Origin of the sequence: Neptuniibacter pectenicola (assembly GCF_001597735.1) — a bacterium.
Lineage (GTDB): Bacteria > Pseudomonadota > Gammaproteobacteria > Pseudomonadales > Balneatricaceae > Neptuniibacter > Neptuniibacter pectenicola.
Window position 1 is genome coordinate 1 of record NZ_LUTS01000012.1, and the last position, 22955, is coordinate 22955.

A 22955-nucleotide genomic window follows, 5' to 3' on the forward strand; every position below is an offset into this window, starting at 1 on the left:
AGGCATTATCCAATGCTTACTTAAAATCTCAGGGGCTTTATGAATTGCGCGATGGATGGATCAAGCTTCACCATTCTTAGTGAAACGCCCTGTGCGGATCCGCATGCAGGGTGTTGTGGGGGCTGAGGGTTAGAGACCCTCGGCTACCCGATTAGAAACCTTTCTTCATGATATTTCGAATCCGCGCCTTTACCGATGGAGCCTCATCACGCATGGCCATCTCGAAATATTGTTTAGTCTCATCGATGTACTTTGAATGCTGCCTACTTAACTCATAAAACCCGTTATATGACCAAGCGCGTACGAATTTATTTTGATCAGTAAGAGTGAGCCTCAAGAATTTATATACATTACTACTCTCAGCATCGGCAATTGACATAAAGGGAATGCTTTGAAGCACGTGTAACTTGGCCTCCCAGTGTTCCAATTGTTCGAGTGAACCATATATTTTTGCAATCTGGGAGTTTTCCAACTTATTTCCTGCCTCAAGCCATGCCTTTAACAACCAAGTGGCTCCTTTTTCACAAGCTTCCGAAAATGAAAGAGCAATAATTTTGTCAGAAAAATTACTCTCTGCATGGTGAGCATCATATATCGCCTTAATGTCATCAGCTGACTTTCCGTTCCACGATGCAATTTCTTGTTCAATGTCCATAGGTCTACCAGATGTATCTAACGCCGCCATAAAGGGCGGAGCGCATGCGACGTCCAGCCCGTAGGGCGATTTTTGATGGCCTTGTTATAGGGCATTACTGGAAACACCTTTTTATGAAATAACCACATATCCATGCAAGGCCGAAAAATAAAAAAGCGAATGCAGCTAGACCGGTACTTGCACCGAGCAGCTGCAAAGTAATTTCTTTTTCTGTAGTAACTAAACTACTTACAACTGCCCACAAAATACTAAGACCAAATATACTGAACAGAATGAAACCTATAAGCATTGAAAAGAAGACCAAAGGCTTCTGTAGCCTTTTGAATTGAATGCCTAATAGGATTGCTTCGATTAGTCCCATTGCTAGATCTTTATTGCCTTATAACGCCTCCAGCAGGGGAGACAAAACCAGAGCGAAGCGGCGGTTTTGGCTTCCCTCTGGCTGGCCTTGTTAGGCTAATTTTGTTAAACAAATACACCAACAATTGCACCAATTAAAGCAAGCTCAACAACGCTATGCGCTGAATTTATCAATGTTAATTTTGAAGGTGTACGTGCAAAACCATTGTAATAACCTAATGATGTGACAGTAAATACAACTGCAATTACTGCCCCAAAAAATGCTCCGTTTAGAACACCAGATATATTGATTGCAGACATAAGCAAAGCGACAAATATAGTTTTTGTTAGCCCTGAAACTAAAGATATAGCAAAAGCTCCACCAAGACCCTCGGTATTGTCGGCTTCCTCTTTAGTGAGACCTAAAGCATTTGCCCATGCTTTACCGAAAATAGCCCAGTGATACCAAGCAAAGCCAAGTATATAGCTTGCAATCGTTGCGATTGCTACAGCTATGTAGTTTAGGTTTTGTAATTCTGCGATAAGATTCATATATTTCCTCGGCTTTATTCTGAGTAGCCTAACAGCTAAATATATGACAGGTTGTCGCGATTAAACACGACAAGTTGTCATATATCTCCAAGAAAGGATATTAAAAAAGTATTGTGAGGTATTGAATTTCATTAGCTTTCCTTGCTCGAGGATTTCTCATCCATGGAGAAAATTACACAATTGTCCTACTATCCTTGCATAAAGGCCAAACGGATGGAATACTGTATATAAAAACAGCATAAGGATGTGCTATGTCTTCCCCATTTATACAGTCAATACGTGATCACTTACGCGCCCGCCATTACAGCAAACGTACTGAAAAAACTTATATTTATTGGATTCTCAACTACATCCGCTTCCATAATCGAGTACACCCAAACAATCTTACGACCGACCACATTATTCAATACTTGGAATATTTAGCCCTTAAACAAAAAGTTACGCCATCTACACAGAAAACGGCTTTAAATGCACTGATGTATTTATATAAGCGCGTCCTTGGCTGGGATGCTTCAGCACTGGAATTAGGTGATTTCCACCGCGCTAAAACCCCCTCAAAACTTCCTATTGTATTAAGCAAAGCCGAGATTAGACTTATTTTTAGCTATCTTCAGGGGGAATATCTTACCTGCGCCAAAATGATGTATGGCTCAGGTTTACGCGTGATGGAAGTGTGCCGACTCAGAGTTAAGGATGTCGATTTTGAACGACTAACAGTCACAGTGAATGATGGCAAAGGCAGGAAGAACCGAGTTACTACACTTTCAGAGGCATGCCTTGCCGATCTACATAGGCAACTAGAGCTTTGTCACGTGTATTATCAGGAAGATAAAAATTCGAACCACTGGGGTGGAGTTTACCTACCCTATGCGCTTTCAAAAAAATATCCAATGCCCCATTCGAATTTGGCTGGCAGTATCTTTTCCCGGCGAAAGAGCGGAGTATCGACAAACGTGAAAATAATGCAATTCGCCGACACCATATTCATGATAGAAGCCTGCAGCGTGCTTTCAAACGCGCTGTAAACCTAAGCCAAATCAGTAAACCCGCCTCTTGCCACAGTCTACGTCACAGCTTCGCTACCCATCTTTTAGAACGTGGCGCGGATATAAGGACAGTTCAAGAACAGTTAGGCCATTCAGATGTACGTACTACAGAGATCTACACCCATGTACTCAACCGAGGGGGCCACGCAGTGATTAGTCCACTGGGTGATTTATAGAACGCATCAGTGTGTCTACTCAGACACTATCTATCTTTTTGATTTTCTTACATTTGAAACCTAGCCTAAGAAGCAAAACAAGCATTTATGGGGGGATATTCTGTATCGTCACCTTCTCACTCACAAGCAATCGCCGACAATTTAAAAGCGAGCATTTAGGCTTTATGCGCTTAAACAAAAAAACACGCCCTTGGGCGTGTTTTTTATTTATCCTGAGCGAGAGTATTAGATCTCTGTTTTACCGCCCATGTAGGACTGTAGGGCCTCAGGTATAGCGATGTTACCGTCTGCTGTTTGGTAGTTTTCCATCACAGCCAGTAAGGTACGGCCTACCGCTAAACCTGAACCATTTAAGGTATGGACCAGTTCCGGCTTGCCTGTTTCTGGGTTTCTCCAGCGCGCTTGCAGGCGACGTGCTTGGAAATCCGTCATGTTAGAGATGGATGAGATCTCACGGTATTTATCCTGCCCTGGCAACCAGACTTCGATATCATTGGTTTGCGCAGCACTAAACCCAAGGTCACCACCACAAAGGGTGACAACACGGTATGGTAGGTTAAGTTTTTGTAGAATCGCTTCCGCATGACCGGTCATCTGATCCAGGGTTTCCCAAGATTTAGAGGGTTCTACAATTTGCACCATCTCTACTTTTTCAAACTGATGCTGTCGGATCAAACCGCGCGTATCTTTACCAGATGCGCCCGCTTCTGAACGGAAACAAGGGGTGTGTGCGGTAAAGCGAAGAGGCAACTGATCGGCTTCGACAATTTCATCGCGTACAAGGTTGGTGACAGGCACTTCGGCGGTAGGAATAAGGTAATATTCACGCTCGCCAAAGGGTACTTTAAATAGGTCTTCACCAAATTTAGGTAGCTGGCCTGTGCCGCGAAGGCTATCCGCATTAACCATGTAGGGGACATACGCTTCGGTATAACCGTGTTCTTCGGTTTGTGTATCTAACATAAACTGGATCAGTGCACGGTGTAGGCGAGCGAGTTTACCGGTCATAACAGAAAAACGTGAACCGGTTAGTTTTGCTGCGACTTCAAAGTCTAATTCACCGCTTTTTTCACCTAAGGCAACGTGATCTTGAGGTTCAAAATCAAACGTCCGTGGTGTGCCCCAACGACGAATCTCGACGTTGTCATCTTCATCCGCGCCTTCTGGCACTTTATCGCAGGGTATATTGGGTACGCCGTAAAGTAAGTCATCAAGCTTAGCTTGTACTGTGTTCAAGTCAGCTTTGGCAGCATCAAGCTTCTGCCCTAGGTCAGCAACTTCTGCTAGTAACGGTTGAATATCTTCACCCGCCGCTTTCGCTTTACCGATCCCTTTGGATCGTGTGTTTCGCTCGTTTTGCAGGTTTTCGGTATCGACCTGCAATTGCTTACGCTGGTTCTCCAGTTCAACAAACTGATCGACTGGGAATTCGTAACCCTTTTTCTTTAATAACTGTGCAACGTCTTCGGGGTTTGCACGGACATATTTCGCGTCAAGCATGAGCTTTTAAAACACCTTTTTAGAACGATTAAAACAAGCGAGTTAAGGAAAGGCCGCCATATAAAGCAACCAGACACAGTAGAACGCTTAATAATATATAAATCACTGCAGAGATAACATGCCCTTCCTGCAGCATTGCGACTGTTTCCAGTGAAAAAGTGGAAAAAGTTGTAAACGCACCCATAAATCCGACCATTAACAGAGGTCGAAGCTCGGCACTAAGTTTGGCTTTTTCCAATATGAGTACAAATAAGATACCCATTAAAAATGAACCCACAACATTACAGGTAAGTGTCCCATAGGGAAGTCGATGTTCGGCATTATTAAGGAGACCACTCACCCAATAACGGCCTAAGGCACCTGCCGCCCCACCTATCGCAATGGCGAAGAGATGCTGCATATGAAACGCTCCTACTTACTCTCCTCAGCGTATCGCTGCTGAGGGCTCTGTTGATCTAGGTTTTTCAGATGGCGCAGTTTTTCACCAATTTTTACTTCTAAACCACGCGCTTCTGGATAGTACCATTGTTGCTCGGCAATTTCTGGCGGTAGGTAGTTTTCACCCGCCGCGTAGGCATCCGGTTCGTTATGAGCATAACGGTATTCAGCGCCATAGCCCATATCTTTCATTAGACTGGTCGGCGCATTACGCAAGTGAACCGGTACTTCATAACTGGGTTGTGATTTTACATCATTAAGGCACTGGTTGAAGGCTTGGTAAAGGGCATTACTTTTAGGTGCCGAGGCACAATATACCGCCGCTTGGGCGATGGCCCTTTCCCCTTCGGCAGGCCCTACCCGTTCAAACGCGTCCCAAGCCGATAAGGCGACTTGCATCGCTCTTGGGTCTGCATTGCCTATATCTTCTGAGGCAATCGCAACTAAGCGACGGGCGATATAAAGCGGATCACAGCCGCCATCCAACATACGGCAGTACCAATAAAGCGCACCATCGGGGGAGGAGCCACGAACTGATTTATGGAAAGCAGAGATCATGTCGTAAAACAGATCCCCTTGTTTGTCATAGCGGCGGCCACTCGAACGCAGGACCTCTTCGAGCACGTTTTCATCAATGAGTTCGGTGCCATCCGCTTGTTTTTCCGCCAGATCTGCGGCGATTTCAAGCAGATTAAGCGAGCGCCTCGCGTCACCATCGGCAGCCTGCGCTAATCGATTCATCATCTCTTTAGAGATCATTAAATTACGCTGACCTAGGCCTTTCTCTTTATCCTGTATGCCACGCTGAATCACTTCCAGAATATCCCGTTCATCAAGTGGCCGTAACAGATAAACACGGGCGCGGGATAGAAGTGCATTATTCAGTTCAAAGGAGGGGTTTTCGGTGGTCGCGCCAACAAAAATAATGGTGCCATCTTCAATGTAAGGCAAAAAGGCATCTTGTTGAGATTTGTTAAAACGGTGAACTTCATCAATAAACAAGATGGTTTTACGGCCAGTTTGAGCCGCGTTTTGCTTAGCTTGTTCAACGGCTATACGGATATCTTTAACACCCGAAAGCACCGCTGAAAGCGTAATAAAGTGCGCATCTACGTGATGGGCGATGAGTTTAGCTAAGGTGGTTTTCCCTACCCCTGGTGGCCCCCAAAATATCATTGAGTGAGCCGAACCTTGTTCTAACGCGGTGCGTAAGGGTTTCCCCTGCCCTAGCAGATGCTCTTGACCGTAATATTCAGTTAAGGTCTGCGGCCGCATTTTTGCCGCTAGGGGTTCATAGGCGGGTGTTTGGGAAAAAAGATCCACTCTATTCCTCAATATCTACAATGACATCAGTATCTTTTGGGATACGAAAAAAGAAGCTATCCGCTGAAAACGCTGGATTTAGCTGCTGATCTGAAAATACAACCGAGGTCCGCTGACCTAAGGAGTCGACTAGCATGAGTTCAGAGATCACTTGCCCTGAAAAGGCTAAACGGATACGGCTAAAACTATGTTGATCGGATAACGGGGTCAGGTCAAATAATTGCTCATCCCCCGTATCGTCCATCAAGCGAATATTATAGGTTTTTTGCAGCTGCTCTATTTGCCCATTTAATATTAATGCGGGGGCGCTCTCCTGCTGAGTCGCCGCAGAGCGTTGTGTTACCTGCTCTAAGTCGGGGTCATAGATCCAGATAAATTGACCATCTGACACGATCTCTTGCGGAAAAGGCTGCTGCGTTTCCCATCTAAAACGGTTGGGCTTAGACAACAAAACACTGCCCTCCGTTTTTTGTGCTTCACGCCCATTATCCGACAGGGTTACTTGTTGAAACTGTGCAGAAAAACCGTCGTAACTGGCTAAAAGCTCCGTTAGTTTTTCGGCACCTGTCGCCGCTAAAGCAAGCGATGAGCAAAATAAGCTGCTACCTAATACCGTTGTCACTAAGATCTTTTTTGTTAAGGATACTAAACGCATGAACAATGAACCTTATTGGTTAAACAGTGAATTACATCTCACCATTGGGTGATGGGGCCAGCACTTCTCGCTGACCATTGCTACCCGCTGTACTCACAACACCTGCTGCTTCCATTGCTTCTACCATACGTGCTGCTCGGTTATAACCAATTTTCAATCGACGCTGCACACTCGAAATAGAGGCTTTACGGGTTTCCAATACAAATGCGACCGCCTCATCATAAAGCGGGTCTTGTTCATCATCGAATAATGAACCTGAACCTCCGCCGTCTGAAACGCTATCCCCTTGGGTTATCTCAGTAATGTAATCCGGCTGACCTAGTTTTTTCCATGCTTCAACGACCCGGTGTACTTCATCATCACTCACAAAGGCCCCATGTACACGGTTAGGTAAACTGGTGCCTGCGGGCAGATAAAGCATGTCACCCCAGCCTAACAGGTGCTCGGCACCCGACTGATCTAAGATGGTACGTGAATCGATCCGGGACGATACTTGGAAAGCGATACGGGTTGGAATGTTCGCTTTAATCAAACCGGTAATGACGTCAACCGATGGACGTTGTGTTGCTAAGATCAAGTGAATACCCGCCGCACGCGCTTTTTGCGCAATACGGGCGATCAGCTCTTCCACTTTTTTGCCGACGATCATCATCATGTCGGCAAACTCATCAATAACAACAACGATATACGGCAGAGGTTCTAGCTCGGGCGCGGGCGTGCCAAAAGGCTCGCCATTCTCTTCCGCATTCCACAGAGGATCTAATAACGGCTTACCCTGTTTACGCGCTTCTTCAATTTTATCGTTAAAACCGGCTAAATTACGAACGCCCATTTTGGCCATGACACGGTAACGACGCTCCATCTCTCCGACGCACCAGCGTAAGCCCGACGCCGCATCTTTCATGTCCGTAATAACGGGTGTAAGTAGGTGGGGAATCCCTTCATAAATGGAGAGTTCAAGCATTTTCGGGTCAACCAGAATCAACCTCACCTCTTCAGGTGTTGCTTTAAACAGTAACGAAAGAATCATAGCGTTAACGCCAACAGATTTACCGGAACCGGTAGTACCCGCAACCAATAGGTGAGGCATTTTTGCGAGGTTGGCCACCACAGGGTTGCCCGCAATATCATTACCTAAACCAATGGTCACTTTTGATGATGCCGATTGGTACGGCTTAGAGCTTAAGACTTCACTCAAATGAACCGTTAAGCGTGATTCATTAGGGATCTCAATACCCACCACTGACTTGCCGGGAATCACCTCAACAACACGAACACTGCTAACCGCCATTGAGCGGGCAAGGTCTTTTGCTAGGTTGGTGATTTTACTGGCTTTCACACCCGGTGCGGGTTGAATCTCAAATCGCGTAATAACGGGGCCGGGGTTCACTTCAACCACTTCGGCAACCACACCAAAATCTTTTAGTTTACTTTCCAGTAGACGGGACATCTGCTCAATCTCGTCTAACGAATAGCCTGTATTGGTATTTAATTCAGGCGGATCGAGTAGTTCCAGCGGTGGCATTTTACGTTTTGCTTTACGTTTAGGCTCAGCCTTGTGTTCTAAACCGAGTTCATCGTCCTGCATAGGTTTATGGGCTTCAGACAGCGGCACAATTTTCACTTGTGATTTCTGCGCCTCAACCACTGGAGCCACTGCTGGGGTGAGCGGGCTCACATCAGGCGTAGCGTCAGCCCACGGTGTCGGATCGGGAGCCCTAGCCGCTGCTGGTTTAGTCGCTGCTGGTTTAGCCGCTGCGGGCTGTGTATCTACAGGTTGGCTGATAGGTCGGACAACCGGAATATCATCACCCCCTGGTGTACGTTGATCATCAACATTGACATCAGTACGGTTAGAGACCGCATAAGTAGGCTCAACCCGCTCGGTAATAATAGGCGGCACATAATCTTGTGCTGGGGGGTCACGACGGTATGAAGCGGTAAGTAAGGCATCCGCCTCCTGCTGATCATCTTCAGCAAAATCCCGCTTAAGAGAGCTGGTTGCAGGCAGTACTTTTTGGCTGCGATCAACCATTTTTTTACCGATACGCTCCAGCATGGCGCCCCACCCCATTTCGAGCAGCAGGGTCAGACCAAACAGAAATAGCGCAAACAGTACGACAGAGCTACCCACGACACTTAACCATGCAACGGACCAATCGGATAAGGCTTCACCCAAAACGCCACCTGAACTAAAGGGATACTCAAGTCCATCATTAGTAAGGTGGGTAGCGCACAACGCACTGAACGAGGCGATGAGTAAGACCGCTCCCGTTGCCCTGACGATAAAGAACGGCACAACATCCATCACACTTTGATCTTTATGCAATATAAAACGTATAGAGGGATAGACAATTAAAAAAGGAATAATAAAAGCACTGAGTCCAAACCCTGATAAAAAGAGGTCAGCCACCCACGCACCTGCAGGGCCAGCAAAATTCCTAACGTCAGGTTGGTATCCCAAGTGAGACCAGCCGGAATCCCTTGGGTCAAAACCAAATAGAGAGATAAGCAAAAAGACACTGATCGCAATGATCACAATCAGGCTGGATTCACGGCTAATTCTTGCCAACAGTGCAGTCAAACTTAAACGTTGTCCGTTATCGGTCGCGCTCAACGGTAAAGCTCCATAATATCTGTAGAAAATCGAGTGCTAACAATAACATAATTTACACTATGACTAACGTTTGATGGGACGAAGTTTATGATTCATTCTTCCACCCATTAACCGCTGCGATAAGGTTTTATTTACAAGCGATCCCCAGAGGGATAGCATCCGTTTAATTGGATCGCGTCCACACCATGCGTCCCTCGCTGATTTTTTTACTAGCATCACTGTAAAATTAAAGGGTGCGGGTTGAATTTCTATTCAATCCCCCCCATTGTCTTTTAATCTATTTCACTAACGGATCTTTTTCTTATTACCATGAGCGAAATACAACACCACAAACTTATTATTCTCGGTAGCGGCCCAGCCGGCTACACTGCCGCCGTATACGCTGCCCGCGCTAACCTTAAGCCCGTTATTATTACTGGCATGCAAGCGGGTGGACAGTTGACCACCACAACGGATGTTGATAACTGGCCAGGAGATGTTGATGGCGTGCAAGGCCCAGAGCTCATGCAACGTATGCAACAACATGCTGAGCGTTTTGATACGCAGATTCTTTTTGATCATATTAATGAAACGGATCTAAAAAACCGCCCTTTCCGCTTAAAAGGCGATATGGGTGAATACACGTGTGATGCTTTGATTATCTGTACCGGCGCATCCGCTCAGTACCTTGGCCTTCCATCGGAAGAAGCCTTTGCCGGACGGGGTGTATCAGCCTGCGCAACCTGTGATGGTTTCTTTTATAAGGGCCAGAAAGTTGCGGTTATTGGGGGGGGGAATACCGCCGTTGAAGAAGCACTTTACTTGTCAAACATTGCGGCTGAAGTAACCCTTATTCATCGCCGTGACAGCTTACGTTCAGAAAAGATCTTGCAGGACAAACTGCTTGAGCGCGCTGAAAACGGCAACATTAATATCATCTGGAACCACACTTTAGACGAAGTATTAGGTGATGACTCCGGTGTAACTGGCTTACGCATTAAGAGTACAGACGGCGACGAAGCTCAAGAGATAGATGTTGCAGGTGTATTTATCGCGATTGGCCATAAGCCAAATACTGATATTTTTGACGGCCAGCTAGAGATGAAAGACGGCTATCTGAAAATACAGTCTGGTCTTACTGGCAATGCAACACAAACCAGTATTGAAGGTGTCTTTGCCGCAGGCGATGTGTGTGATCATATCTATCGCCAAGCAATTACATCTGCAGGCTTCGGCTGCATGGCGGCACTGGATGCTGAACGTTACCTTGACGATCTCGTCAAGTAATCTAAAAATGCTGCGGAGCCTAAGCCTAGCGCTTAACTCCGCGCTTTTATAAAAATATTATGATTCCTTGGCTGCACCCCACAGACAAATTCCCCCCTATCGATCAAGCCATTGATGAACCTAACGGCCTATTAGCGGCTGGGGGTGATTTAAGTCAAGCACGCTTAGTGAGTGCATATCGCGCAGGCATTTTCCCTTGGTATAGCCCTGGTGAGCCCATTTTATGGTGGAGCCCCGACCCTCGCTGTGTCTTGATCCCCGATCAACTGCATATTTCACGCAGTATGCGTAAACGGCTGAATAAAACAGACTATAATGTTGAGTTTAACCGCAATTTCGAAGCTGTGATTGAGGCCTGCTCTGCGCCACGTAAAGGTGCTGACGGGACATGGATCACCGATGAGATGAAAACCGCTTACTGTGCGTTGCATAAACGAGGGTTAGCCCATTCCGTTGAAGTCTATATTGATAATGAGTTAGTCGGTGGCCTCTACGGGCTTGCGATCGGAAAGCTATTTTTTGGCGAATCCATGTTCAGTAAAGTAAAAGATGCGTCTAAGATCGCATTTATAAAAATGGTCGAACAACTTAAAAAGTGGGACTATGCTTTAATTGATTGCCAAGTAAGTAATGAGCATCTATTTTCACTGGGTGCGACTGAAATAAGCAGAGATCGGTTTCAAGTCTACCTTGATCGATACTTAGATCAGACCGGCCAAACCCATTGGCAGTTCGGTGCCACAGAAGACCAAGTGGAGTAACAGGTGAGCAACCTCAGGACATTACATTTTTACGCAACCCCTGAGCACGATTGCAGCTATTTAGCACAGAAAATAGCAAAAACGCTGTTTGTTGATCCCCAAGTCCAATTGGATCAAGCAACGTATAGCCAACTATCTGATCTGGGTTTTAGGCGTAGCGGAAAACATGTGTACCGCCCCCATTGCGATGGTTGCAACGCGTGCATATCGGTCCGAATCCCCCTCGCCATTTACTCGTTTAGCAAAAGCCAAAAAAGAATTCTAAATAAAAACAAAGATTTAACCGCGACACTTAAAAAGCCTGCGTTTACCGACGAGTATTATTCGTTATACGCCCGTTACATCAATAAGCGTCATCAAGATGGGGATATGTACCCGGCCAGCGCCGAGCAATTTAACTCCTTCCTTGTTGAGGGCGAAGAGCACACGCAATTTATCGAGTTTAGAAACCCCGACGGCGTTCTGACTGCACTCAGTGTTGTTGATACCCTAAAACAGGGACTCTCGGCCATATACACCTTCTTTGATCCCTCACAACCCAAACGCAGCTTAGGTACTTATTGTATTTTGTGGCAATTACAATTTTGCCAACAAAAAAACCTCAATTATCTATACCTTGGTTACTGGGTAAAAGACTGCAAAAAAATGAGTTATAAGATTGCATTTAAGCCCTTTGAGCTGCTCTTAGAGGGGCAATGGACCTTAATTCAACCCGAATAGTCACCGCTAAAGTCTAATTTAAACCACATATATGTTGATTTCCCTTTGATATAAAAGTGAATTTCAGGCACAATACCGCGCAATTATTAGGTCCAGATAAGATATCTGGAGCCTCTCTCAACAAGGTAAAGAATTGATGGCTAAAGAAGATAGCATTGAAATGGAAGGCACCGTGGTCGACACGCTACCGAACACTATGTTCCGTGTTGAGCTGGAAAACGGTCACGTTGTAACGGCACACATCTCAGGTAAGATGCGCAAAAACTACATCCGCATCCTGACAGGCGATAAAGTTAAAGTTGAATTAACACCTTACGACCTAAGCAAGGGCCGTATCGTTTATCGCGCACGTTAATCATTGCGTCTTTCCGGCACCGCTTAAGCAAACGCTAAGCTAGCCGAGGTAAGCATAAAAAAATGGCAGCCTATGGGCTGCCATTTTTGTTATTAGCTAGCGTTTAAACGCAGCTTGTCACCTCAACGCTGATCTCACCTTCTGCGTCCACGCCGATCTCTACTTCACCTCCCTCTTCAGCCAGCTCGCCAAACAGGATCATTTCAGCTAACGGTTTCTTCAGTTTTTCCTGAATCAAACGTTTCATCGGTCGTGCACCCATGTGCTCATCGTATCCTTTTTCAGCAAACCACGTACGGGCCGCATCAGTAAGGTGAAGGACAACACGTTTATCCTCTAACTGCACCTGAAGCTCAGCAAAGAACTTATCCACTACGCCTTTAATAATATTGGCATCCAGCGGTTTAAATTGAATGATGCCGTCCAAGCGGTTACGGAATTCAGGTGTAAACATTTTCTTAATCGCTTCCATACCATCCGTAGCATGGTTTTGTTTAGTGAAACCAATCGATGCACGACTCATATCTTGAGCACCCGCATTGGTCGTCATCACTAAGATAACATTACGGAAATCAGCCTTGCGGCCGTTGTTATCCGTTAATGTTCCGTTATCCATAACCTGTAACAGCAAATTAAAGACTTCAGGATGGGCTTTTTCTATCTCATCCAGCAACAATACACAGTGTGGCGACTTAGTAACCGCCTCCGTCAACAACCCGCCTTGGTCATAACCTACATAACCCGGTGGAGCACCGATCAAGCGTGAAACCGTATGCCTCTCCATGTACTCTGACATGTCAAAACGCACAAGCTCTATGCCCATCACTCTCGCCAGTTGCTGTGTAACCTCGGTTTTACCAACACCGGTAGGACCGGCAAACAAGAAGCTACCAACCGGCTTATCCGGCTCTTTTAGCCCTGCACGGGATAGTTTGATAGCAGAGGCCAGCGTATCGATCGCTTCATCTTGCCCCAACACCACCATTTTAAGATTGCTATCCAGTTTCGCCAGCTGGCTTTTATCGGAGGCGGAAACACTTTTAGGTGGGATGCGCGCAATTTTTGCTACGATCGCTTCGACATCCTCAACCTCAATCACCTTTTTACGCAGCTCTTCCGGCAGGAGGCGCTGATATGCCCCTGCTTCATCAATGACATCAATGGCCTTGTCTGGCATATGCTTATCATTAATATAGCGCCCAGCAAGCTCTGCTGCGGCCTTAAGGGCCTCATCGCTATAGGTTAGCTCATGATGTTCTTCAAAACGCTGCTTTAACCCTCGCAATATAGCGTAGGTGTCATCGATACTTGGCTCAAGTACATCCACTTTCTGAAAACGACGTGCAAGGGCACGGTCTTTTTCAAAAATACCGCGAAACTCTTGGAACGTGGTCGAACCGATGCAACGAATCTGTCCCGAACTAAGCAGAGGTTTAAGCAGGTTTGACGCATCCATCGATCCACCTGACGCAGCACCTGCACCAATGATCGTATGGATCTCATCAATAAATAATATGGCTTTAGGCAGCTCTTTGATCTCGTTCAAGAGGCCTTTTAAACGCTTCTCAAAGTCACCGCGATACTTGGTGCCCGCTAACAACGCGCCGAGGTCCAATGAATAAACGACCGACTCTTTGATGACTTCAGGGACTTTGCTTTCAACAATAAGCTTAGCCAAGCCTTCGGCAATAGCGGTTTTACCTACACCCGCTTCACCCACCAGCAAGGGGTTGTTTTTACGACGACGGGACAATATCTGCACCACCCGTTCGACTTCTGCATCACGGCCAACCAACGGATCAATCAGGCCTTTTTCTGCTTCTACATTCAGGTTAACCGCATACTTTCTTAACGGGCTATCCTCTTTTTGTTCGACAGAATCGTCTTCAAGGGGTGTCGCTGATTGGTCATGCTCCTGCTCTGACATTTTTGAAATGCCATGCGCGATGAAATTTACGGTATCAATACGCTCAATCCCGTGTTGTTGCAGGATGTAAACCGCTTGACTCTCTTGCTCGCTAAAAATGGCGACGAGAACATTAGCCCCCGTGACTTCATTTTTACCCGATGATTGTACATGGAACACCGCCCGCTGAAGCACTCGCTGAAACCCAAGGGTTGGCTGAGTATCTAGATCAGGTAGGGTGTCGGATAATAAAGGGGTCGTTTCTTCGATAAAATCAGCTAGATTTTTTCGAATACCATCAAAATTAGCACCACAAGCAGCGAGTACTTGGTGCGCCTCATAATTTTCCAACAACGCCAGTAAAAGATGCTCGACGGTTATAAATTCATGTCGTTTCTCTTTCGCCGCCTGGAAAGCTGCGCTGAGCGTGTCTTCGAGTTCTCGGTTTAACATGACGGTTCCTCTTCAGACTTTCTCGACTTCACAAAGTAGTGGGTGACTATTGTCTCTTGCATACTGATTAACTATAGCTGCTTTTGTGTCAGCTATATCTTTTGTAAAGATCCCACATACACCTTTACCTTGAGTATGCACCGATAACATCACTTGTGTAGCTTTTTCTTGGTCCATATTAAAAAACATTATTAGGACCGCTACGACAAAATCCATCGGCGTATAATCATCATTCATCAAGACCACGCGGTACATGGACGGTTTTTTAACCTCGGGCTTAGCTTCTTGCGTCGCTAAGCCGTGATCGTTTTCAGAGCCCTGCTCTTCATTAGACATTCGTGGCATATTTTGTTCAATTTTCATACACATCTATATATCTTCTAATTTTGCACTACAATTAACTACTGAACAGTGAATGAACACCTGTCACACATTCTCAAGGGGGTGCTATAATTCACTATAGCAGGATTAGGTCATATCCTCGTTGTGCCTGCAAGCACTAGGAAACACTCTTTAGCTACTATTATAGCGTTGAACGTTATTTTAGCAGTTATAAAGTTGTACGTTCAGGTTAACAATCCAAATGTAGCATTGGATACGGGAGTTAGTTATGCAGACAGGGAAAGTAAAGTGGTTCAACAATTCGAAGGGGTACGGATTTATTTTATCCGACGAACATAATGAGGATCTCTTTGCCCATTATTCTGCTATTGAAGTAGATGGATACAAAAGCCTTAAAGCCGGACAAAAAGTCGAGTTTGATACACAGCCGGGTCCTAAAGGAACACATGCAGTTCAAATTAAGCCCTTAGAAACGCAATAAATAATAAACGGTGCTTTGCATCTTTATTGTGATAAAAAACCAGCCTTGTGCTGGTTTTTTTATGCACGGTGCGGCTATGCCCCGACTCACGACATATGACGGGTAATGGCATCCCCAAAGGCGCTACAACTTAGGCATTCCGCCCCCTCCATCAAACGTTCAAAGTCATAGGTTACGGTTTTCGCTGCAATCGCTCCGGTAATCCCCTTAATAATCAGATCAGCGGCTTCAGTCCAGCCCATGTGCCGTAGCATCATTTCGGCCGACAAAATAATAGAACCGGGATTAACCTTGTTTTGGCCCGCATATTTAGGCGCCGTCCCATGGGTTGCTTCAAAGATAGCAACCGTATCGGATAAATTAGCCCCTGGGGCAATGCCGATGCCTCCCACCTCAGCAGCGAGAGCATCTGATAAGTAATCCCCGTTTAAATTCAAGGTCGCTATCACATCATATTCCGATGGCCTTAGTAGCACCTGCTGCAACATGGCATCCGCAATAACATCTTTAATGATAATCTCTTTCTGTGTTTTAGGATTTGTCACACTAAACCATGGCCCGCCCTGCCACAGTGTCGCCCCAAACTCTTGTTGTGCGACTTCGTACCCCCATGTTTTAAAAGCGCCCTCGGTAAATTTCATGATATTCCCCTTATGCACTAAGGTTAGGGAACGGCGATCATGATCAATACAGTAACGCAGCGCTTGTCGAACTAAGCGTTTGGTTCCCTGTTCAGAGACCGGTTTGATACCGATACCACAGTTTTCATCAAACCGGATGCGAGTAACGCCCATCTCCGTCTTAAGGAAGTTAATAATTTTTTTGGCTTTATCACTACCCGCCTCCCACTCGATACCCGCATAGATGTCCTCTGAGTTTTCTCGATACACCACCATATCAACCTCTTCAGGGTTTCTTACAGGGCTGGGTACACCTTTAAACCATCGAATCGGCCGTTGACAAACATACAGGTCGAGCGCCTGCCTAAGGGCGACATTTAATGAACGTATACCACCACTCACTGGCGTCGTCAGCGGGCCTTTAATCCCGATAAGAAAGTCGTTAAATGCGGTTAAGGTTTCGTCAGGTAACCACGTGTCTTTGCCGTATAGCGATGTTGCTTTCTCTCCCGCATAAATTTCCATCCATGCGATCGATCTGGCGTCTTGGTACGCTTTGCTAACGGCCGCATTGACGACATTGATCATGACGGGGGTAATATCAATACCTATTCCATCCCCCATAATGTAAGGGATGATTGGCCTCGCTGGCACATTGAGTGTTTTATCGGCATTGACGGTAATTTTGTCACCCGCAGGAACAGAAATCTTTAGGTAATCCATAATAAACTCCCTTCAGCCTTTTCGGTTCTGTAGAATAACGACTGTAATCGATTTAAGTATCTATGCCTTTTAGTATAGATCAGCTTTAAACCTCAGATTAATCACTCAATTTCATAGAATAATTTAATGTCTAAAATCTTATTATTTAACAAGCCCTTTCAAGTATTAACCCAGTTCACCAGTGATGATGACAAAGCCACGTTAGCCGCCTACATCGATAAACCGGGTTTCTATGCCGCAGGACGATTAGATTATGACTCCGAAGGGCTATTGATTTTGACTGACAATGGACAGTTACAGCACCAACTGGCCAACCCTAAGTTTAAGTTAGAGAAGACCTATTGGGCACAAGTCGAGGGGGCTATAACGGATGAGGCACTTAAACAGCTATCCGAAGGGGTCACGCTGAAAGATGGTCTCACCCGCCCTGCACAAGCCAAGCGCATGGATGAACCCGACGTATGGGACAGAGTCCCGCGCATTAGGGAGCGAAAAAACATTCCAACCAGCTGGGTTGAGCTGAAAATTACTGAAGGCAAAAACCGACAGGTTAGAAGAATGACCGCAGCTGTGGGATTTCCCACACTCCGTTTAATTCGCTATAGCATTGGCCCCTATACACTTGATCAATTGCAACCAGGGCAGTGTTTAGAAACAGAGGTCCAATTTGTCCTGGATGAGAGCCGCCCAGAGACAAATAGAAAACGCCGACACCCACATCAAAAGCAACCTCGTCGTATCACGCCTAGCAAACACGGACGCAAAAGAAAGGCGCCCTAATAACAGGACGCCTTTTTTAACCAACCCAATACTATGGGGAAATTAGCCTTTTTTATTGCTCACAACTAACCACACGGCATGAATCACGCCGGGCAACCAGCCACACAAACACAGGATAATATTAATCACAAGGTGCTTAGTAACACCAACTTGAAAAAATGCGCCTAAAGGCGGCAACAAAATAGCTAAAATTAAATTTAAAATATTCACTTACGCTCTCCTAAAAACAGATCCAACAATGGAAGAATACGACTAACAACCCCGTAAACGTTCCTTCAATTTAAACTCAGCAACTTTTTAACCGCACTGAGTAAGCGGTCATCATCTGACTCAAGCGGTACGCCCTGTTCAAGCAACACACCCCGCCCTTCAACATATGGGTTAGCATTCCCCTGCACATCTTTTATTAAGTTATTACGCGCAACCTCCCACTCATCGACCGGATCCAGCTTATGCCATGCGGTAAAAAGCTGTGTCTGCTTTTTGCTCAGCTTAATATCATACTGATCACGCATGTAAAAATAGGTACGTGCGATATCGCCTCGAACAGAATCAGCGGGTTCAACCTTTCGCGCTTTAAAATCTATCTCCATGTCGCAATACCCATAAACTCTAGGCTCACCGCTCAACGAAGCAAAGCTGTAGTTGGAACGATCACCATTGACCTCTCCGATGGCAGGGACGAGGTTATGTAAGTCCGACTCCATCCTTTTAAACTGTTTATTCTTCTTACAGGCTTTTCTCCCCCCTGCTTGCCAGCACTGGAGTTGATGCCCAAACGCCCATGCAGGCATCACATGCTCCCACTCAATACGTTGAGCCCTTGTCGCATTTTTTCGGGGCTGATAACCGCAGCTGGGAAGGTCTGGAATCAACTTTTTCCCTTGACGCTGATAAGTACATCCGCAGTAAAAGGTTAACGCATGACCTTTATAGATCGTGGTTAAGAGTTTTTTTGATTTCGAAAAAGAGCTCGGATGTTCAGCAGAAGCGATAGCGGGAAGCAAACATAAAAGCATCAAATAGTTAACACGCGAGTTTTTGATGCCGTGTTTAACATCACTTCTTAAATACTGCGACATTGGGTTTCCATATGATTTGGCATCCAATGCCGGACATAAAGCGTCTAACGCTTCAAAGCATCCTGCTAAATTTGTTTATATTTTAATAGGTTAAAGCTAAACCTAAACTGAACAATCCCCCTTTCCATTCAGGGACAGGCACTCTTAAATTGACAAAAAACCATCCCAATCCTAAGATAAATCTGACTAACAACACTTAACCAAGCTAACCATCGATAAAAGGATTTACCGATGACTCGCCCAAGAAAGGAACTCGTGTCTGCTCAAGACACCCCCTACTACCATGTCGTTTCCCGCTGTGTACGCCGTTCATTTTTATGTGGGTCCGATCCCACCACCGGCAAAAACTACGAACACCGGCGCCAATGGATTGAAGACCGTATACGCATTTTATCGTCTATTTTCACTATCGACATCTGCGCTTATGCAGTCATGTCGAACCACCACCATCTGGTAGTAAAGCTCAACCCCAGTGAGGCGGAGTCATGGTCAGCAACAGAGGTTGTTACACGCTGGCTGAGTTTATTTAAAGGCCCGCTACTTATTCAGCGATGGCTATCCGGCAAGGCACTTAGCCAAGCAGAGCGTAAAGCGGCAGATGAGATAATATCGGTCTACCGCTCACGGCTAACGAGCCTTAGTTGGTTTATGAAATGCCTAAACGAACCGATTGCTCGCCAAGCGAATTTAGAAGATAAATGCACGGGACACTTCTGGGAGTCTCGTTTTAAATCTCAGGCCCTATTAACGGAAGAGGCCCTACTTTCCTGTATGGCCTATGTTGATCTAAACCCTATACGTGTGAAGATGGCAAACACACCCGAAGACTCAGAACACACCAGTATCAAAGAACGGATTAAACCCACATTCGATCCCAAATCAGCCATTCACGATCAAAAGGCACCGTTAGCACTACAGCACCTCCAATCATCCATTAAACCCCTACTTCACTTTGAAGGAGCCGCCAAAGCCAACGATAAGCAAGGCACTTTATTCAGCTTAAAAGATTATTTAACACTGGTTGATATGACAGGCCGGATTATACGCGAAGATAAACACGGGGCTATATCCATTCACTTACCACCGATACTTGAAAGGCTGGGATTAGATAGCGAAAACTGGCTTGAGAATGCGACTCAGTTTGAACAACATTACTCGAAAAAATTCGCTAGAAAACGACGAGTCAGACAAGCCGCCTAACCCACCCTTTATTCTGAAGTAACAATCAAAGCATCAGCTCCCCGCTGAGCCTACCGGCCGACCTAAAAACACCAAATACGGGGCTATAGCCCAGTTACGACAACAGCCGAATACCCGATCACCCAAAAATCCTCAACACATACCCCCGATGAAAGGTGCACTCTTTTATTTTTAAAGAGCGCCTGTCCCTGAATAAAAAGGGTGCCGAATAAAAAGGGTGCCTGTCCTCGTTTGGAGGAATAGCGCCTTCCCGGCTTATATGATCAAAGCGTAGCCAGGCAGTTAAGTAAGCTGGTGCTGCTATCAGGCTCCATCAAGCTTAAGCCTTAAATAGATTCACCACTTTATGGGTTAGGTACATAATGAGCATCACAGCACAGGCAAATACGTACAAGCCCCAGTGGACCTCAATGGAGGCAACCGCACCAAGCTTAACCGTCATGATCAGTACCGCAACAACAAACACATCGAGCATCGCCCAACGGCCATAATCATGCATCAGTCGCAAATAATGCTTTTGCTTAGGTGAACATGCCCGTTCCGGCCTTAAGCTCACAAAAAGAAACGCCACTTTGGCAATCGGCGCGATTATGCTAAAGATGAAAATAACGATCGCAATAAAATACTGCCCTTCGGTAATTAAGCTAGCTAAGCCTCCCATAACCGAAAAAGAGCTTTCAAAAAAATAGAACTGGCTCATCGTCAGCATAGGCGAAAATAACCCCACAAGTAGAAGCAGTGTGGCAAGTAACAGCAATAATCGTAGGAAAAGAGTATTTTGTGGGCGCGTTGGCTGCATAAAGAGAGGTCTAAGCGTCTAAATAAAAAGAGGATTATACCTTAATTAGCACGATGTGGACTGAATCAATCATAAGGGAAAACATTCCCCCTATGATTGATTACTCTCGGTTAAACCGCCATATCCACCTGTTGAATGGTGCCTACCTCGCCGGTTTCATTAAGATAAAAGCCACTCGCAGTAACGCGCCCATTCTGCTGATTATCTGCGCCTTTAATATCAAATGGGGTTTGGGTTGAACCTAGATAGATCGCGCCTATGCCCTGCTCTGCCACCGACACAAGAGAATCAACCTCTTCAGTTTTAGTCCACAACAGTAGGTCATCATAGATGGAATCTGCTTCATCGATATAATTATTACCATCTTCATCAAACTGCGCTAAATCAGCAAAGCCATTACCACTTAGTGCACCAAATAATTCGGTGCCATCATTGATGATTCCATCCTCATTATTATCAATGGCTAGCATTCCCCCGCTAGACAAGTAACTAATCAGCTCCATATCCCCGTCTGCATCAAGGTCGAATTCAAATTTTTCATCCGATAGGTCAGCCGAGTTACCGTCAAAATTAACAATGAGTGGATCAGTAAATTCTACCGACTTTGTCATCTCAAACTCACGTGTCGCTGAGTAGCTGCGCTCCATCTGTAGACTGAGATCAAACTCAATCTCTTTTCCATCGGCTGTTGTGACTTTACCGCAGCTGGAGAAACTTGAGCATTCGTACTCCTCAATAGTTTCCGAGACTTTAAATGACATGAGCAGGTTGACCGGTGAGCGCTGCAAAGGCACCTGCGTATTGGTATTTTGTGAATCACTCACCGTTGATGCGGTGGCCGGCAGGTCAATAGTAGTGGGCAGACCTGAATCACGATACTTTGGGTTGATAACTTTCATTAAGCTCTCAAACAACTGGGCGCGTATCATCTCGCGCTGTTGTTCGAGGTCATTTTTATCATTTGATGTTCTGAACTGCATCCCTTGCTCTGTCATGACAAGGATTGAGTTGCTCTGCCCTTCATTCGAATCCTTCACTAAGGATTGGGCCTCTTCAAACTGCTTAAAGAACCCCGTCTTAAAGGCATCAATATCCATTGTTTTTGTTATCTCAATGGATTCTGTTTTTTCATGTTCGGCACTCATGTGCACAGTACTGGTTTGAATAATCATTCTTATCTCCATAACCTTAAGGGTAAATAGAAAAACCTTGTCGAGAACGGTTACCTCTTTTTTGACGTATAAAAACCTGTGCCATTCTAAAAAAAGAACGACCACTTACTTTCTTCAGCGCGCAAAAAACCTATTTTTGTATAAAACAAAAACAAAATGTTTTTAGTTTGCTTAGCGGAAATTAATTGCCTTAGTTAGCTAAAACCGGCCTGTAATTTACGGCAACGATTCACATACCCCAGCCCGTTGGCTGAGAAAAATTTCCATAGATGAAAGCTGTTTTGTTATTCAATAAACACTTAAAACTTAATCAGTAGATACACCTCATATCGCCCTATCCCCCGTGATTTCTACCTGTGCTGAACGATGGCCCAACAAACACAATACGTAACCGTACCTATTTAGTTGTTCATTTCGTCCGGACAATTAGCAAAAACTTAGAGAAATTAAAAATACGTAATATCAGATTTAGCAAAAAGCGGGCCGTTTATGGCGGGGGTTACATTATCTATAAATTTTATGATCACGTGCGCTGTATGGCCTAACCCTACTTGGGGAGGACTTAAAAAAGGACAAAAAAAGCCGCTGAACGCGACTATAGTAAAGGGTTTACAAAATCCATCCGTGAGGGTTATTCCTCAAATTTGTAATATTCTTTATTCAAGTAACTGGCTACATCCGCAACATCTTCAGGGAACCAGCCCACATCTAAGTTGGTATTACAGCCTTCAACAAAGGCTTCTAATTTTGCAAAGGTGGTTACTTTACGTTGCTCACTCATATAAAGCGATGGGTCATGACAGGTTTCACAGTTGGCATCAGAGTAAGCTTCACCACGGATGGTTCTCTCGATTTCAACCTCGTGATAAAGCGCTTCACCGTTGGCCGCATCACCCGCTAGCAAACTGGGAGACAAGGTTAAACAGGCTGCGCCGGCTAAAGTCACTAAGGTATGTCGGCAGATCCCTTTAACGTCATTGGACATATATCAACC

At 45.4% G+C, this 22955-nt stretch carries 25 protein-coding genes; 9 read left to right on the forward strand and 16 right to left on the reverse strand.

Annotation, left to right across the window (positions count from 1 at the left end; translation table 11 throughout):
• Positions 1-151: 151 nt before the first annotated feature.
• From A3773_RS14115 to A3773_RS14125, 3 genes are all read right to left on the reverse strand, one after another.
• On the reverse strand, positions 152-655 hold the full coding sequence (locus tag A3773_RS14115) for a hypothetical protein (RefSeq protein WP_067987139.1): 504 nt from the start codon (positions 653-655) through the stop codon (positions 152-154).
• Between the two features lie 94 nt (positions 656-749).
• Positions 750-1016, reverse strand: a complete 267-nt coding sequence (locus A3773_RS14120) for a hypothetical protein (protein ID WP_067987140.1) — start codon at positions 1014-1016, stop codon at positions 750-752.
• A 104-nt stretch (positions 1017-1120) separates the two neighbouring features.
• Positions 1121-1546 (reverse strand): DUF1761 domain-containing protein, encoded by a 426-nt coding sequence (locus tag A3773_RS14125; protein ID WP_067987143.1) that lies wholly within the window; start codon positions 1544-1546, stop codon positions 1121-1123.
• 251 nt (positions 1547-1797) lie between these two features.
• On the opposite strand from A3773_RS14125, the gene A3773_RS14130 reads away from it, so the two are divergent.
• Positions 1798-2571: a phage integrase N-terminal SAM-like domain-containing protein gene (locus A3773_RS14130; protein ID WP_156473540.1), complete on the forward strand. Its 774-nt coding sequence runs from the start codon at positions 1798-1800 to the stop codon at positions 2569-2571.
• Positions 2514-2768, forward strand: a complete 255-nt coding sequence (locus tag A3773_RS18605) for a tyrosine-type recombinase/integrase (protein WP_269454506.1) — start codon at positions 2514-2516, stop codon at positions 2766-2768. The genes A3773_RS14130 and A3773_RS18605 overlap by 58 nt, the downstream gene beginning before the upstream one ends.
• 225 nt (positions 2769-2993) lie before the next feature.
• Here A3773_RS18605 and serS read toward each other — a convergent pair whose 3' ends face one another.
• Genes serS through A3773_RS14155 form a run of 5 tightly spaced genes read right to left on the reverse strand, consistent with a single transcriptional unit; the run spans position 2994 to position 9301 of the window.
• Positions 2994-4268 carry a serine--tRNA ligase gene (gene serS / locus A3773_RS14135; protein WP_067987147.1) on the reverse strand — a complete coding sequence of 425 codons (1275 nt, stop codon included), beginning with the start codon at positions 4266-4268 and terminating at the stop codon, positions 2994-2996.
• A gap of 28 nt (positions 4269-4296) precedes the next feature.
• Entirely contained in the window at positions 4297-4668 is a 372-nt protein-coding gene (gene crcB, locus A3773_RS14140; RefSeq protein WP_067987150.1) for a fluoride efflux transporter CrcB, read from the reverse strand.
• A gap of 11 nt (positions 4669-4679) precedes the next feature.
• The gene (locus A3773_RS14145; protein ID WP_067987365.1) at positions 4680-5981 is read right to left on the reverse strand and encodes a replication-associated recombination protein A; all 1302 of its coding nucleotides are present in this window, start codon (positions 5979-5981) and stop codon (positions 4680-4682) included.
• 49 nt (positions 5982-6030) lie between these two features.
• Complete coding sequence (lolA, locus tag A3773_RS14150; protein WP_067987152.1) at positions 6031-6684, reverse strand: outer membrane lipoprotein periplasmic chaperone LolA; 654 nt, start codon at positions 6682-6684, stop codon at positions 6031-6033.
• Between the two features lie 31 nt (positions 6685-6715).
• Positions 6716-9301 (reverse strand): DNA translocase FtsK, encoded by a 2586-nt coding sequence (locus tag A3773_RS14155; protein ID WP_067987155.1) that lies wholly within the window; start codon positions 9299-9301, stop codon positions 6716-6718.
• A gap of 309 nt (positions 9302-9610) precedes the next feature.
• Between A3773_RS14155 and trxB the strand changes: the two genes are divergently transcribed.
• From trxB to infA, 4 genes are all read left to right on the forward strand, one after another.
• Positions 9611-10567 carry a thioredoxin-disulfide reductase gene (trxB, locus tag A3773_RS14160; RefSeq protein WP_067987157.1) on the forward strand — a complete coding sequence of 319 codons (957 nt, stop codon included), beginning with the start codon at positions 9611-9613 and terminating at the stop codon, positions 10565-10567.
• Between the two features lie 59 nt (positions 10568-10626).
• Complete coding sequence (gene aat / locus A3773_RS14165; protein WP_067987160.1) at positions 10627-11328, forward strand: leucyl/phenylalanyl-tRNA--protein transferase; 702 nt, start codon at positions 10627-10629, stop codon at positions 11326-11328.
• A 3-nt stretch (positions 11329-11331) separates the two neighbouring features.
• A complete protein-coding gene (locus tag A3773_RS14170) occupies positions 11332-12048 on the forward strand; it encodes an arginyltransferase (RefSeq protein WP_067987163.1) in 717 nt (238 codons plus the stop codon).
• 136 nt (positions 12049-12184) lie between these two features.
• Complete coding sequence (gene infA / locus A3773_RS14175; RefSeq protein WP_027853708.1) at positions 12185-12403, forward strand: translation initiation factor IF-1; 219 nt, start codon at positions 12185-12187, stop codon at positions 12401-12403.
• Positions 12404-12506: 103 nt separating this feature from the next.
• On the opposite strand, the gene clpA is transcribed toward infA, so the two are convergent.
• A complete protein-coding gene (gene clpA, locus A3773_RS14180) occupies positions 12507-14762 on the reverse strand; it encodes an ATP-dependent Clp protease ATP-binding subunit ClpA (RefSeq protein WP_067987166.1) in 2256 nt (751 codons plus the stop codon).
• A gap of 12 nt (positions 14763-14774) precedes the next feature.
• The gene (gene clpS, locus A3773_RS14185) at positions 14775-15125 is read right to left on the reverse strand and encodes an ATP-dependent Clp protease adapter ClpS (protein WP_067987367.1); all 351 of its coding nucleotides are present in this window, start codon (positions 15123-15125) and stop codon (positions 14775-14777) included.
• A 247-nt stretch (positions 15126-15372) separates the two neighbouring features.
• On the opposite strand from clpS, the gene cspD reads away from it, so the two are divergent.
• Complete coding sequence (cspD, locus tag A3773_RS14190; RefSeq protein ID WP_067869571.1) at positions 15373-15585, forward strand: cold shock domain-containing protein CspD; 213 nt, start codon at positions 15373-15375, stop codon at positions 15583-15585.
• Between the two features lie 86 nt (positions 15586-15671).
• On the opposite strand, the gene icd is transcribed toward cspD, so the two are convergent.
• Positions 15672-16928 (reverse strand): NADP-dependent isocitrate dehydrogenase, encoded by a 1257-nt coding sequence (gene icd, locus A3773_RS14195; protein ID WP_067987168.1) that lies wholly within the window; start codon positions 16926-16928, stop codon positions 15672-15674.
• A gap of 126 nt (positions 16929-17054) precedes the next feature.
• Between icd and A3773_RS14200 the strand changes: the two genes are divergently transcribed.
• A complete protein-coding gene (locus A3773_RS14200) occupies positions 17055-17708 on the forward strand; it encodes a pseudouridine synthase (RefSeq protein ID WP_067987172.1) in 654 nt (217 codons plus the stop codon).
• A 42-nt stretch (positions 17709-17750) separates the two neighbouring features.
• Here the strand turns inward: A3773_RS14200 and A3773_RS17610 are convergent, their stop codons facing one another.
• Together A3773_RS17610 and A3773_RS14205 are read right to left on the reverse strand one after the other, a co-directional pair.
• Positions 17751-17918, reverse strand: a complete 168-nt coding sequence (locus A3773_RS17610; RefSeq protein WP_075109584.1) for a YqaE/Pmp3 family membrane protein — start codon at positions 17916-17918, stop codon at positions 17751-17753.
• Between the two features lie 65 nt (positions 17919-17983).
• Complete coding sequence (locus tag A3773_RS14205) at positions 17984-18790, reverse strand: endonuclease (RefSeq protein WP_082800641.1); 807 nt, start codon at positions 18788-18790, stop codon at positions 17984-17986.
• Positions 18791-19021: 231 nt separating this feature from the next.
• Between A3773_RS14205 and A3773_RS14210 the strand changes: the two genes are divergently transcribed.
• On the forward strand, positions 19022-19990 hold the full coding sequence (locus A3773_RS14210) for a transposase (RefSeq protein WP_067987174.1): 969 nt from the start codon (positions 19022-19024) through the stop codon (positions 19988-19990).
• A gap of 319 nt (positions 19991-20309) precedes the next feature.
• Here A3773_RS14210 and A3773_RS14215 read toward each other — a convergent pair whose 3' ends face one another.
• The 3 genes from A3773_RS14215 to A3773_RS14225 all read right to left on the reverse strand — a co-directional run bounded on the left by A3773_RS14215 (position 20310) and on the right by A3773_RS14225 (position 22946).
• Positions 20310-20789: a paraquat-inducible protein A gene (locus A3773_RS14215; RefSeq protein ID WP_075109585.1), complete on the reverse strand. Its 480-nt coding sequence runs from the start codon at positions 20787-20789 to the stop codon at positions 20310-20312.
• Between the two features lie 110 nt (positions 20790-20899).
• Positions 20900-21961, reverse strand: coding sequence for an SPM autocatalytic domain-containing protein (locus A3773_RS14220; RefSeq protein WP_067987176.1), 1062 nt, complete (start codon positions 21959-21961; stop codon positions 20900-20902).
• Between the two features lie 631 nt (positions 21962-22592).
• Entirely contained in the window at positions 22593-22946 is a 354-nt protein-coding gene (locus tag A3773_RS14225; protein ID WP_067987178.1) for a hypothetical protein, read from the reverse strand.
• Between the last annotated feature and the right edge of the window lie 9 nt (positions 22947-22955).